13 protein-coding genes are annotated in these 12,546 nt (G+C 42.9%); 7 read left to right on the top strand and 6 right to left on the bottom strand.

Annotated elements, in window-relative coordinates; genetic code table 11:
* Positions 1 to 54 precede the first annotated feature (54 nt).
* The gene (locus ZX61_RS18905) at positions 55 to 939 is read right to left on the bottom strand and encodes an AraC family transcriptional regulator (RefSeq protein WP_049846147.1); all 885 of its coding nucleotides are present in this window, start codon (positions 937 to 939) and stop codon (positions 55 to 57) included.
* A gap of 144 nt (positions 940 to 1,083) precedes the next feature.
* Here ZX61_RS18905 and ZX61_RS18900 point away from each other — a divergent pair, with 144 nt between their 5' ends.
* A complete protein-coding gene (locus ZX61_RS18900) occupies positions 1,084 to 2,232 on the top strand; it encodes an iron-containing alcohol dehydrogenase (RefSeq protein ID WP_049846146.1) in 1,149 nt (382 codons plus the stop codon).
* Between the two features lie 60 nt (positions 2,233 to 2,292).
* Positions 2,293 to 2,916 carry a lysoplasmalogenase gene (locus tag ZX61_RS18895; protein WP_049846145.1) on the top strand — a complete coding sequence of 208 codons (624 nt, stop codon included), beginning with the start codon at positions 2,293 to 2,295 and terminating at the stop codon, positions 2,914 to 2,916.
* Between the two features lies 1 nt (position 2,917).
* Here the strand turns inward: ZX61_RS18895 and ZX61_RS18890 are convergent, their stop codons facing one another.
* Both ZX61_RS18890 and torS read right to left on the bottom strand, forming a co-directional pair.
* Positions 2,918 to 3,445, bottom strand: coding sequence for a GNAT family N-acetyltransferase (locus ZX61_RS18890; RefSeq protein ID WP_049846144.1), 528 nt, complete (start codon positions 3,443 to 3,445; stop codon positions 2,918 to 2,920).
* A 7-nt stretch (positions 3,446 to 3,452) separates the two neighbouring features.
* Positions 3,453 to 6,344 carry a TMAO reductase system sensor histidine kinase/response regulator TorS gene (gene torS / locus ZX61_RS18885; protein ID WP_049846143.1) on the bottom strand — a complete coding sequence of 964 codons (2,892 nt, stop codon included), beginning with the start codon at positions 6,342 to 6,344 and terminating at the stop codon, positions 3,453 to 3,455.
* Positions 6,345 to 6,424: 80 nt separating this feature from the next.
* On the opposite strand from torS, the gene torT reads away from it, so the two are divergent.
* The 3 genes from torT (at position 6,425) to ZX61_RS18870 (ending at position 8,331) form a co-directional block, all read left to right on the top strand.
* Entirely contained in the window at positions 6,425 to 7,426 is a 1,002-nt protein-coding gene (gene torT, locus ZX61_RS18880; protein ID WP_049846142.1) for a TMAO reductase system periplasmic protein TorT, read from the top strand.
* 9 nt (positions 7,427 to 7,435) lie between these two features.
* Positions 7,436 to 7,891 carry a methylglyoxal synthase gene (locus ZX61_RS18875; protein WP_049846141.1) on the top strand — a complete coding sequence of 152 codons (456 nt, stop codon included), beginning with the start codon at positions 7,436 to 7,438 and terminating at the stop codon, positions 7,889 to 7,891.
* Positions 7,892 to 8,130: 239 nt separating this feature from the next.
* Positions 8,131 to 8,331 (top strand): hypothetical protein, encoded by a 201-nt coding sequence (locus tag ZX61_RS18870; RefSeq protein ID WP_049846140.1) that lies wholly within the window; start codon positions 8,131 to 8,133, stop codon positions 8,329 to 8,331.
* On the opposite strand, the gene ZX61_RS18865 is transcribed toward ZX61_RS18870, so the two are convergent.
* Positions 8,328 to 8,975, bottom strand: a complete 648-nt coding sequence (locus ZX61_RS18865; RefSeq protein ID WP_049846139.1) for an HAD-IA family hydrolase — start codon at positions 8,973 to 8,975, stop codon at positions 8,328 to 8,330. The two genes, ZX61_RS18870 and ZX61_RS18865, sit on opposite strands and share 4 nt — an antisense overlap.
* Before the next feature lie 230 nt (positions 8,976 to 9,205).
* Positions 9,206 to 9,736 (bottom strand): flavodoxin, encoded by a 531-nt coding sequence (locus tag ZX61_RS18860; RefSeq protein WP_235431361.1) that lies wholly within the window; start codon positions 9,734 to 9,736, stop codon positions 9,206 to 9,208.
* Positions 9,737 to 9,979: 243 nt separating this feature from the next.
* On the opposite strand from ZX61_RS18860, the gene ZX61_RS18855 reads away from it, so the two are divergent.
* Both ZX61_RS18855 and ZX61_RS18850 read left to right on the top strand, forming a co-directional pair.
* On the top strand, positions 9,980 to 10,447 hold the full coding sequence (locus ZX61_RS18855) for a CreA family protein (protein WP_049846138.1): 468 nt from the start codon (positions 9,980 to 9,982) through the stop codon (positions 10,445 to 10,447).
* Between the two features lie 111 nt (positions 10,448 to 10,558).
* Positions 10,559 to 11,863, top strand: a complete 1,305-nt coding sequence (locus ZX61_RS18850) for an inosine/guanosine kinase (protein WP_049846137.1) — start codon at positions 10,559 to 10,561, stop codon at positions 11,861 to 11,863.
* A gap of 33 nt (positions 11,864 to 11,896) precedes the next feature.
* Here ZX61_RS18850 and ZX61_RS18845 read toward each other — a convergent pair whose 3' ends face one another.
* Positions 11,897 to 12,499, bottom strand: a complete 603-nt coding sequence (locus tag ZX61_RS18845) for a beta-phosphoglucomutase family hydrolase (RefSeq protein ID WP_049846136.1) — start codon at positions 12,497 to 12,499, stop codon at positions 11,897 to 11,899.
* Positions 12,500 to 12,546: the final 47 nt, after the last annotated feature.

Below are 12,546 nucleotides of genomic sequence, written 5' to 3'. Positions count from 1 at the left end.
ACCACACTCAAAAAACACTGTAAATTTGTAATACCGAGTTTCCTCTTTTTACTATTAACTAACAAACTTGGCTTTCGGTGTTTCATTAAAGTGTCGTTTGAACTCTCTAGAAAACTGCGACGCACTGTTATACCCAACTAAACGAGCAGCCTCCCCAACCTTAATTCCCTCCAATTGAATTAACTCACGGGCTTTATCCAAACGTACTTTCTTGATGTACTGGATCGGTGAGGCTAACGTCACGCTGCGAAATGCTTGATGAAAAGCTGACACGCTCATGTTGGCGTATTGGGCAAGATCTTGAACAGTAACAGGTTGGTTATAGTTTTTATGCAGATAATCAAGAGCCTTAGCTACCCGAGCGTAATGTCCGTCATACCGAGCCAAATCAAACAAAACGTGGCCTTCTTGGCTCATCAATGCTCTAAAAGCAAGTTCTTCCATTAAGCTCTCGCCTAGCACCACCAGTTCAACCGGATTACATAGAGCCTTCATTAGTCGCATACAGACATCTAGCATGTCGCTGTCCATCGCAACTGACTTGAGTCCAGACTGTAAGCGACTATCAGCGCACGGTTTATAACAGTTCATCGATTCCAGTTTATTCACTAAACGGTGGAGCACATGTTGGTCAATATCAATACTCAAACCAAGCAGTGGCTCCCCATCGACAGCAATGGCTTCACATTCTAGGGGCATAGGAACACCTACCACCAAATAGTCATCTGGCCCGTATTCCACAGGTTGATTGCCGAGGTAGATATTCTTCTTTCCTTGCCCAAGTACAATTACGCCAGATTGGTAGACAAAAGGTTTGCGCGCATTGCCTTGGCTGCTTCTGTAAAAATAAAGACCGTTGATTTCGGTTTCAATTATACCTTCCAAATGACCAAGACCATTTTGGTCTACGTATAGCTTCATTAGTTCAGCAAGTGACATGTCACTTTCCCCTTAGTTTCAAACTTTATAGAAATAGGCATAACAAATAGAGAAATTGACCTTTAAGTTGCACCTTGTCAATACTAATATGCAAAACAACGACAAACAAAACCCACCCCAATTGGAAGCAAGAGGCACAATAAGATGCAATTTTCTTACGTAAACCATACTCAAATTAATTTTGGTCAAGGTCAAATCCAAAGTATTCAAACCATCATACCTTCTGAGCAAAAAGTCCTCGTCATTTATGGTGGTGGCTCAATCAAGCGTAACGGCGTTTATGATCAGGTAACACAAGCACTTGAGGGTCATTCATGGTTTGAATTTTCTGGTGTTGAACCTAACCCAACCAAAGAAACTCTTGATAAAGCAGTCTCTTTAGTTAAGCAGCAAGGCATCGATTTCATTCTTGCTGTTGGCGGTGGTTCCGTGATTGATGGCTCGAAGTATGTGGCTGCCGCTGCTAAGTACGAAGGCGATGGTTGGGACATAATGGTAGGTAAACATCAAGTCACCGAAGCTGTTCCACTAGGAGCGATTCTTACTCTTCCAGCAACAGGCTCTGAGTCAAACATGGGAGCTGTAATCACTAAATCGGAAACACACGACAAACTTCCATTCATGACTCCACATGTTCAGCCCAAGTTTGCGGTAATGGACCCAGACGTAATGAAAACTCTTCCAGAGAAACAGCTTATCAATGGCATTGTCGATGCTTGGGTTCATGTCTGCGAGCAGTATCTAACCAAAGAACATGATGGCATGGTCCAAGATGGCTATGCTGAAGCGTTACTTAAAAACCTAAAAATGCTTGGGCTCGAGTTTGCTAACCGCGACAGTGATGCTTGGCGTGCAAACCTTATGTGGACAGCAAACCAAGCTCTAAATGGCCTGATTGGCTCTGGTGTCCCACAAGATTGGGCGACCCATATGATTGGCCACGAGTTTACTGCCCTTTGGGGAGTTGACCATGCCCGCTCTCTGGCAATCGTTCAACCCTCTTTACTGCGTAATCAATTTGCCGTTAAAAAGCAGAAGCTAGAACAAATGGGCAAAAACGTATTTGGCTTAGAAGCCTCTGACGAACTCGCTGAACAAACAATCCAAGCCATTGAATCCTTCTATCAATCACTCGGTGTCGCCACCCAATTTGGTGAGTACGGTAACAGTAAAGAAGAAGCGGTAGATGCGGTGATTAGCCAACTAAGTCAGCATGGTATGGTCGCACTCGGTGAAAACCAAGCGATTGACTTGCAACAGAGCCGTAAGATCCTTGAGCTTGCTATTGCGTAAGTTTAGCTAAGTTATTAATCTAAAAAGCAGCATTCGCTGCTTTTTTTATAAGAAGGATTTATGTGGCTATTGATTGTCTTTACGTGTGTCATACACGTATGGAGTATTAACCAAAGCAATCGTTGGATTTTTTATCTCTCTAAGCCTACTCCAATTCTTTTGATGTCTCTTCTTGTTTTTTTGAATCACCATGGGCAGACAAACTACACGTTATGGATAGGTATTGGGCTGGTTTTATCCAGTCTTGGTGATATTTATTTGATGCACCCTAAAGACAAGTTCATACAAGGACTTGGAGCGTTTTTGTTAGCACACCTCGCCTATAGTATCGCGTTTTTTAGTGCTGTCGACATGCAGGTAAATGCTTGGATTTTTCTCACGCTTCTCTCTATTGGCACATTGATCTATTTATTACTATTGCCAAATCTAGGCAATTGGAAATTACCGATTGCAGTGTATAGCTTAGGGATTCTTGCAATGGCTTGGGGCACCATTGAACACTGGAACGCCGCTGTTGGGTCGGGAGCCGGTTATGCGGTGTTGGGAGCACTTATTTTTATTCTCTCCGACGTGGTGCTTGCCGTAGATCGCTTTCGTAGTCAATCGGCGTTTTCTCGCCATGTTATTATGATCACCTACTACACCGCACAGATATTACTAACCTTATCGGCTGTCATGTCATAGACTATGGCTCGACTTGGAAACGATAGATTAAGTCATCGTAATAACTACCACCCAACTTGTAGGCATCTTTTTCGCGTTCCGAAAGGGTAAAGCCTGCTTTTTCAAGGACTTTACATGACGCGATATTTCCGTCAGTAACGATAGCATTGACCGTTTTGATTGGAAATTGACTGGTCGTGTAATCAATCAGCGCGACCAAAGATTCCGTACCATAGCCTTTACCATGAAACTCAGGTAATAGTAGATAACCAACCTCAACTTCCTCTGCACTCTGCTCAGAGAGGCAAAGCCCCGTCACACCAATAGCGTTACCTGTATTTTTTTCGCGAATGACGAGACACAGCCAGTGTTTATCGGGCCAGTTCCAAACAGGTAACCGAGACTCAAAACGCTCTCGAATTTGTTTATTAGATGGCTTGTCGAACGCGTAGCGGATCACATCTTCGTCTTGATTCAATCGTTCAAAAAGCGGCCAATCCGTTTCAGTAATTTGAGCCATGGATAGTTGTTTTGATTCTATTTGGTTCATAAACTCTCTAATCTAATAGGTCTTTGAGCGCATCTTTTGACTGCGCAACAAGCGAAGATAATTCGTCTTTACTTCCTTGATAACTCGCTATCGGCATTGACGATTTTTCAATTTCTAAGCAAAAATCGTATAAGGAATCTAACCCTAGGCTACCAGCAGAGCCTTTTAGCTTATGAGCTAATTGAACTGTATCATATTGATTCCCAGACTCGGCAGCTACTTTGAGCAAATTCAGTATGTCATCAGCTCCTTGGTTAAACAGCAGGCAAATGTCTTTCATTTTATCTTTGCCCAATACTTCCATATCAGCCCAAATAACATCTGGATTAATAATTGACCGTTGTATTCTGCCTATTTCTACATCATCACGACTACCTTGGGCAAGTAGCAACGGCTTCCCTTCTAAACTATTTTGAATTACTTGGCATAATTGATCTTTATCTAACGGCTTAGATAGGTAACCATCAAATCCAGCCGCCAAATAGCTTTCAACTTCTTCGTTGTAAACATGAGCCGAGACCGCGATCATAGGCGTGTGACTGAGCACGCCACTGTTAACTTCATGAGCTTTGAATTCTTTCAGCAGTTCCACCCCATTACAATCAGGTAAATTGATGTCCATTAACACGAGATCAAAAGGTTCCTGTTTAAATAACGTTAGTGCTTTTTCGCCAGTCACTGCTGTAGTCACTTGGTGATTCATACTTCTAAGGAACCCTTCAGCTACTAAGCAGTTCACTGGATTGTCTTCTACAAGTAACACCTTGGCTTTAATACTGCAATCCGTCGCAACTTCTTGCTCCTCAAACTCTTGGCCTAAAGCCAGCGGTATGGAAAACCAAAAACAACTCCCTTCTCCCATACTTGAGTCAACAAACAATTGTCCATCCATCGCTTCAACAATCCGCTTGCTTATCGCTAGACCTAGCCCTGTCCCACCTTTAGCACCCATGCCACCAGCAGCTTGGGTAAATGCATCAAATAGAGTGAGCTGCTCATCCGCGCTTATTCCTACCCCAGTATCTGATACCTCGAACATAACGTTACCTTGCGTATCTGGGTCGAGAGATACGTAAATATCCACGTTGCCCTGCTCAGTAAACTTAATGGCATTACCCACTAAGTTGTTTAGAACTTGGCTAATACGAGTCACATCACCACACCAATACTTGTCGACATCACTTTCAATAAAGTACTCTAATTGCAATGACTTCTCATTCGCCCTCCCAAGTAGCAATTGCTTTATGTCGTCGACCATTGCTGGCAGGTTAAAGTCTACGGGGCGAATTTCGAGGTGTCCGGCCTCTATCTTTGAGTAGTCCAATACATCATTCAATATCGCTAACAATGTTGAGCCACTTCGATTAATGACATCGACATAATGCGCTTGAGTGGTATTGAGCCCAGCATCTTTTAAAAGACGCGCAGTGCCCAACACACCGTTCATCGGCGTTCGGATTTCATGACTCATGGTTGCCAAAAATGCCGATTTTGCTCTGCTTGCTTGCTCCGCTTCCTTGCGAGCACGTGCATGGTTTTCGACTTCTTCGTTCAAGCGCGTATTGGCATTTTGTAACTGATGGGTTCGTTCGGTGACTAACTCTTCAAGGTGTCCTTTGTGCTCCTCAAGCTCGCGTTTTGCAGCAGCTTCGCTTTCTGCAACAACCTTCAACGCTTTGGCAGTATTTCGAGCAGTAATGATTGCTTGCCCCATATGCGCCAGTTCGTCATTCCCCTTAACTTTTAGATCGACTTCCAGTTGACCTTTGGCAATCGAGAGTAAAGCTGAAGAATACACGGCAAGACGCTTAACCACAGAGATGTACACAACCTTCCACACTATCAACACCACAATCAGCATCCCCAAAATAGTAATGATTGTTAGCGTCAGTTGTGCATAGTTGAGCGTTGTTTTTAGCTCAGCTACCGCCCGAGTTGTGGCAGCATTTGAGTCATCAACCAGCTTGTTTACTGTCCTGTTTAATGTCGAGAACTGAGTTAAAGTGTCTTGCATCAATTGCTGCGCAAAGCGTTCATTTTCATAGCGTTGAGTCAGCACATCGAATACCACTTCACGCTGTTCTAGCTTTTCAAGTAACGCCGTCATTTGGGTTGAACGTGTAGGGTCTTCAACCGCTTGTACACGGCGTTTCATGATCGTTAGGTTGTTTTTAAACTCTTCACGAATGGTTTTGATACGGTCAATATCAGAGATAGTGCGCGTCTCTTCAATGTGATTGAGCAGCTTAAATGCGAGTAGGTGAAGCTCATGCAGTCGCTCCGCCAAATCGAGATCAACCTCAACCAAAGTATCAAGCGCTCTGTACGCCTGCTCTTTTCCGTTTTTATTCAACAGAGCGTAAATGTGAGTCACGTTAGCTACAGCAATCGTTGACGTATTCGATACTTGCGTGCGCGTCAATTGTTCTAGCTCACGTGCCAGCTTACGTAACTCTTCTGTGCGAACGGCTAAATCATCACTCAATAAGAGCCGCCTTTCGACCACAATTCCAAGCTTCTCCAAAGTGTCGATAACACCTTGCACATTAGATTCCAGTCTATTCAACAGTGATAAATCAAACGAATCTGAACCCAACAGCTTGATGTGTGTTAGCAGGGATTCTAATTGACTAAATAGTGCTTTGCCGGACGTTTGACGTTCAACTTCTGTTTTTGCATTAGAGAGTGTCTGAACCGAAGAGATAATACGTGAACTAAGCTCTGATACTTGACGAGCTTCAATCATGGAGGGAATTGCTGAGTTAACGACGTTGCGCTCGGTTTTTGCAACTGAAGAAAACCCGAACATACCGATCAGGGCAGAGATTAATACCAGCAGTGCCATCGCCAAGAATGCCAGCAGCAACTTACGACCAATACTCGCTTTAGCAAGTAACATTGAGAATCTTCACTTCTTAACTCTTCTATTATGCGCTATATTTTGCAGTGTTTATTCGCCCATTACCAACGAAAAGCTGCATGTCTTTGATCTCCGCAATCAAAACTACTTCTATACTGCTTACTCTCTCGCTGTTGAACGCCAAAGCTTATGCAACAGAACCTGAGCGTATCTGCGCAATCTATCCCCATTTAAAGGATTCATATTGGCTTTCTGTCAACTTCGGAATGGTCGATGAGGCTGAAAAAGAAAGTGTTGATCTTCGCGTTCTTGAGGCGGGGGGGTATCTCAATCTAGAAAAGCAACGAGAGCACATGTCTTTGTGCGTAAGATGGGGAGCAGACGCCATTATCTTGGGCACAGTCGCACCTAACCTGTTTTATTCGTCGCTAAACTCCGTCGCATCTTCTGTACCTGTGTTTGCCACTGTCAATAAACTACTGGTCGATGACAATAATAAAGCGGCCCTAAAAGGCGAAGTCGGTGTTGATTGGTATTGGATGGGCTACTATGCAGGTCAATACCTAAAATCAAAACACCCTCTTGGCTCTGGAAAATCAAACGTTGCTCTATTACCTGGCCCTAAGTCTAGCGGCGGCACTAAACCTGTGATTCAGGGTTTTTATTCAGCAATAAAAGAGAGTGACATTAACGTTGTAGAAACCTATTGGGCCGACAATGACAAAGAGCTACAGCGCAACCTTGTACAAAAAGCCATTGATAACAAAAATATTGATTATATAGTGGGAAGTGCAGTTGCGGTTGAGGCCGCAATCAGTGAGCTACGTAGTGCCCATAAAACAAATAAAATTGGTTTGGTATCTACCTATCTAAGTCACGGTGTATACCGCGGACTACTAAGAAATAGAGTGGAATTTGCCCCAACTGATAAAATGGTACTTCAAGGCAGACTATCAATTGAGCAAGCCGTGCGGTACCTGCGAGGCGAACACTACAACAAAATCGAAGCACCTGTGATTGAGCCACTGACACCCAATAACCTGAACCCTGATGTGATTGCACAGTCTTTATCACCTTCAGAGTATCGACCAACATTTTATGTCTATAACGAGAACAATTAGGAAGTCTAGATGGAAAAAACGACTCGTACTTTGCCTGCGCACAAACACGTAGCGCTTGTCGCCCATGACAATTGTAAACCAGAGCTACTGCGCTGGGTAAAAGAGAACAAAGAAAAGCTACAACGTCACTTTCTTTACGCGACAGGGACAACAGGCTCAATGCTGAGCAAAGACACTGGCCTCGCTATCAAGAGTATGATCAGTGGCCCAATGGGAGGCGACCAACAACTTGGCGCGCTAATATCCGAAGGAAAGATTGATGTTATGATCTTCTTCTGGGACCCACTTAACGCTGTCCCCCATGATCCAGACGTTAAAGCCCTACTTCGAATTGCCAGTGTGTGGAATATTCCCGTCGCGACTAACCGCGCAACCGCTAAATTTATTTTTGAATCTGAGTTAATCGAACAAGAAGTTGACATCGAAATTCCCGATTACGAAGCCTATCTAGCTAAAAGAACTTAAGCACAGATATGACAAAAGCTCGCATAATCACGAGCTTTTGTCAGATGTGATTCAAAAAATATCTTACCAATATATGAAATGCTTCCCATTATTCATGGATAGTTCCATATCTTAATCGATACAGCGATCCATTCGACTAAAATGGAATTGTCAGGAAACTTGTACCCAGTTACTCTGTCGAACCATATAACAAATTTAATAATATATTGTTTCTATTATCGCTGCCGGGAGATTCCCCTATGAATAAAGAAGAGATGCTCAACGACGTACTGTGTTGCCCACTATGTGGCAGTGAAGAGTACTTACTGTCAGACAGCAACAACATGCTTTGCGCCGAGTGTGGTTCATTCTTTGAGAATGTGACACAATTAATTCCCATAAGTGCGCTATCTCAACGTGTGGGAACGCTCTCTTCTACTCACCACAACGACTCTCATTAAAGCATTTCTTCTAGCTCTCTTAAGTGGCTAATTTTCTTAAGTTCTAGCGTGTGATGCTTGTCATTTAACCCCGCTAAATGAACAGTTTGCACGCCGGCTCTGACACCTGCTTCTAAGCCTTTCGGCGTATCGTCGACATAAATGCACTCTTCAAGCTTAAAGCCCATGTTCATCGCGCTGTAGAAAATAAGATCAGGTTCCGGCTTCCAGCTATTGGTGTCAAATGCTGAAAAGATTTTACCTTTGAAGAAAGGCAACAAACCGGTTAGCTCTAAGCAACGTTCGATTTTATCTCTTGGACCGTTTGACGCGACGCAGTATTCAATCCCTTGCTCATTTAAGTACTCTAATACTTCATGAACACCGTCCATTGGCTTTAATTGCTCTTCAAATAACTGATCAAGACGCTGACGATATATCGGTTCGAGGCGGTCAATAGAAACGTTGACATTCAATCTTTGCTTTGTGGCCGCAAGGATATCTGCAAGCTTTCCACCTTCAAAGTGACTGACGGCTTCATCCATAGACAAAGTTGCGCCAAAATGATTAAAAGTGTCACATAGTGCTAAGCAACAAAGCCTTTCACTGTCGACCAATGTCCCATCACAATCGAAGATCACACATTGAGCATGAGGTTTTGTCATATCAATTGCCCTCTTAATTTTCTACGAGAAATAATAAGACAGTTGATTATTTTTGGAATGACCAGCTTAACACTTCACTGGTTTATTAAGGATTTATAATCAGAAGTTTAAAGTGCATCACCATTTAAAACATTTCAAACTAGCGCTCACTTTTAATGACATTTTAGCTAATAGGATTTGTGATGCACAGTTTCGTTAACTAGTGACCTTGGCAAGAAAATAACTAAAGCTTAACGCTCTATTGTTAAGCAAGTCTGATTACTTTCTGCTATTCCCAATTTGGTGCATAAACCCGAAATGAAGTCCTGCTCACTAAAGTGACCAGAGGTATCGTTTACAACAATATCGGAAATTAATAGAGTTTGTTCATTTTGCGTCACGATTGCTGCGGCAACAGCCTCGCCAACTTTGAAACCTAGATATAGACGGCATGGTTCTGAATAGATGATCTGAGAAAGATACTCTAAGATCAGATCTTTCTCTGCTTGCCGTTGCCACTTGCGAGCCTGGAGCAAAGCGAACATAACGGTTAAGCGGTGAAAATCAACAAGAAAAATGTCATCACAGCCAAACACCCCTTTATCTTGCGGCAGTTCGCTTAGCTGTTCATATTCACAAGTTGAAACTTTCGCCTTATACAGAGCCAAACCAGCGATACTTTCTTTAGTTGGGTACTCAACATCGACTTGTTGATAAAGCCACTCATTCTTGATTTCAGCTATCTTAGGTATCGCCATAACGTCGGTTAGACCTGTACTCACGTGTGGAAGTTAGCCTGAAGCTTACTAGATAACACCTTGAAGCCTCAAGTCTTTTAAAATGCAGTGCACTAAAGTATACAAAAACCTGATATGATATCTGTACTCAATTAAATCCTTATCTCTTTAAGCATTAAGGCAAAACTCGTGAACAATCGAGTTGCTCCAGTTGGTCTTCTTGCTTGATAAATGAAGCAGATAACCTAGCCAAAAAATCATAAAACTAAATTATAGCAAGGACTTAGAATGAAAAAACTGCTCACTGCAATGCTTTTAACAGGACTTTTAGTTGGTTGTTCCGATAACGAAGTCGGTGACGTTGGCTTAGGATGGTTCACAATGAAAGACATTAAAATCCAAAACTTGAAGGATGACGTAGTGACAGGAGTTACTTGTCATATTGCCTCAATCGAAGCTGATTTTAGCCTTGCTGATCCGAGTGATAGCTCGATTTCCTGCCGTCAAACAGGCGATATAACACCAGAAATGATTGCTCAGATTGATAAAAGTAAATCTGGAGAAGTGGTGTTTAAAAAGTCGAAAAGTATCTTTTTCAAGTCAATGAAAGTTCGTCGCATCTATGACGCTGAAAACCAAACGCTACTCTACTTGTCCTACACTACAAAAGAAACTGAGGGCAGCTTCAAACACAGCCTTTCAACCGTACCTTTGTGGGGCACGAAAGCGTACAACAGCATAACGCAAGACAAATAGGTTACTAAAGTGCCAGTCAGCACTGACTGGCACTTTTTTATGTAATAAATATGAAAGCAATCTTAACTTAATGTGATATTATGCGGGAAAATTTCCAACGCCACTTTAAACATGAAGTTTCCCGGACAGCGCAAATCCAAGCACTATTTTCCAACTCACACCCGTGATCCACTCGTCAATCAGATGAAACAATCGCCAAAACTCTACCGCCCTATCGTTGTCGGTGTTGGTCAAACTATCGTTGATATTGAAGCTAGAGTCGATGACGAATTTCTTGCGAAATATGACTTGAGTAAAGGACACTCATTAGTTTTGGAAGAAAGTAAGGCGGACGCTCTCTACGAAGAACTAGTCGAACGCGAACTGATAACGCACCAATACCCTGGCGATACTATTGGTAACACTTTACATAACTATTCTGTACTCGCCGACAGCAAATCCGTCCTTCTTGGTGTCATGTCTCGAAACATCGAGGTGGGTTCTTTTGCATATCGCTATTTATGTCGTACTTCTTCACGTATGAACCTCAACCACCTACAAATGGTTGAAGGCTCTATTGGTCGTTGCTATACGCTGATTTCAGAAAATGGTGAACGTACCTTCGCAATTAACGAAGGTCATATGAACAAGCTTCGCCCAGACAGCATCCCCGAAGATGTATTCGACAAAGCGTCTGCGCTTGTCGTTTCTTCATATCTGATGCGTGGCAAGCCAGAAGATCCTATGCCACAAGCAGTAGCACGCGCGATTGAGATTGCAAAGTCTAAGAATGTCCCTGTAGTACTGACACTTGGTACTAAGTGGGTCATTGAAGGCAATGCCAAATGGTGGCAAGACTACATTAAAGAAAACATCGCAATCGTGGCTATGAACGAGGAAGAAGGTGAAGCCCTAACCGGTGAAAAAGATCCTCTGCTTGCAGCCGATAAAGCATTGGAATGGGTAGATGTCGTTCTATGTACGGCGGGCTCTGTCGGACTATACATGGCTGGCTACACAGAAGACTCTGTAAAACGTGTGACAGAACTGCCTCTTTTACCTGGTAATATTGCAGAGTTCAACAAGTACGAGTTTAGCCGCGCAATGCGCAAATCAGACTGTAAGACTCCTGTGAAAGTATACTCTCATATTGGCCCTTACTTGGGTGGTCCACTCGAGATAAAAAATACCAACGGTGCAGGAGATGCTGCGCTATCAGCACTACTGCACGATATGGCTGCAAATAGCCACCACCAAGTGAATGTGCCTAACTCGTCTAAGCACGATCAACCTTACTTGACCTATTCTTCGCTGTCGCAGATTTGCAAGTATGCAAACCGTGTGAGTTACGAGGTATTAACTCAGCACTCACCTCGCCTCGCACGTGCACTACCTGAACGCGAAGATAGCTTAGAAGAAACGTACTGGGATCGATAATTTATAAAAGAGCCGCAAAATTTGCGGCTCTTTTTATCGCTTATACGGGTAGAAAACGAGTGCCCCACCTTCAACCATCATACAATCCATCTTCGCAGCGTGCGCTGCCTGCAAACCTAACTCAGTATCCTCAAACACCAGACACTCTGAAGCAGAAACATCTAGTAAACGCGCCGCTTGTAAAAACGTATCGGGATTGGGTTTGTGATTGATTACATCTGATGCTGTTACCACAACGTCTAACTTGTCGAACAATTGAGCCTTATTCAGCAATTGCTCGGCATTCTTTCGTTGACTCCCCGTTCCGACCGCGAGTTTTTTTTTGCCATGAAAATGGTTAAGTACTTTTACGGTACATTCAATTGTTTCTCCATGTTCATCTAACGATGCGAATGCAGCCATTTTGTAACGCGATACCTCCATAGGTTCTAAAGCCAAGTTGTATTTCTTATTGACTTCAGCTGCAATTTTATAACTAGGCATTCCACCTAAGCCGTGTAGCCATTGTTTGCAAAAAGGGAACCCATAATAATTGGCTGTCTGTTTCCAAGCTTTTAAATGTGCAGGCATGGTATCAATTATGGTACCATCCATGTCAAATATGAGTGCTTGATATTTATTCATGCTTTCAAACATTTACTTCTCTTAATGGTGTTTGCCAGATCAATACTGGTAACATATAA

This window comes from Vibrio sp. VPAP30 (genome assembly GCF_001188205.1).
Classification (GTDB): domain Bacteria; phylum Pseudomonadota; class Gammaproteobacteria; order Enterobacterales; family Vibrionaceae; genus Vibrio; species Vibrio bivalvicida.
This window is presented reverse-complemented; position numbering and strand designations above follow the sequence as displayed.

Coding starts and splice junctions, on each gene's coding strand:
- ZX61_RS18900 (WP_049846146.1), top strand. CDS start 1,084: ATGCAATTTTCTTACGTAAACCATACTCAAATTAATTTTGGTCAAGGT.
- ZX61_RS18870 (WP_049846140.1), top strand. CDS start 8,131: ATGAATAAAGAAGAGATGCTCAACGACGTACTGTGTTGCCCACTATGT.
- torS (WP_049846143.1), bottom strand. CDS start 6,344: ATGTTACTTGCTAAAGCGAGTATTGGTCGTAAGTTGCTGCTGGCATTC.
- ZX61_RS18905 (WP_049846147.1), bottom strand. CDS start 939: ATGTCACTTGCTGAACTAATGAAGCTATACGTAGACCAAAATGGTCTT.
- ZX61_RS18865 (WP_049846139.1), bottom strand. CDS start 8,975: ATGACAAAACCTCATGCTCAATGTGTGATCTTCGATTGTGATGGGACA.
- ZX61_RS18845 (WP_049846136.1), bottom strand. CDS start 12,499: ATGTTTGAAAGCATGAATAAATATCAAGCACTCATATTTGACATGGAT.
- torT (WP_049846142.1), top strand. CDS start 6,425: ATGTCTTTGATCTCCGCAATCAAAACTACTTCTATACTGCTTACTCTC.
- ZX61_RS18855 (WP_049846138.1), top strand. CDS start 9,980: ATGAAAAAACTGCTCACTGCAATGCTTTTAACAGGACTTTTAGTTGGT.
- ZX61_RS18850 (WP_049846137.1), top strand. CDS start 10,559: ATGAAGTTTCCCGGACAGCGCAAATCCAAGCACTATTTTCCAACTCAC.
- ZX61_RS18895 (WP_049846145.1), top strand. CDS start 2,293: ATGTGGCTATTGATTGTCTTTACGTGTGTCATACACGTATGGAGTATT.
- ZX61_RS18890 (WP_049846144.1), bottom strand. CDS start 3,445: ATGAACCAAATAGAATCAAAACAACTATCCATGGCTCAAATTACTGAA.
- ZX61_RS18875 (WP_049846141.1), top strand. CDS start 7,436: ATGGAAAAAACGACTCGTACTTTGCCTGCGCACAAACACGTAGCGCTT.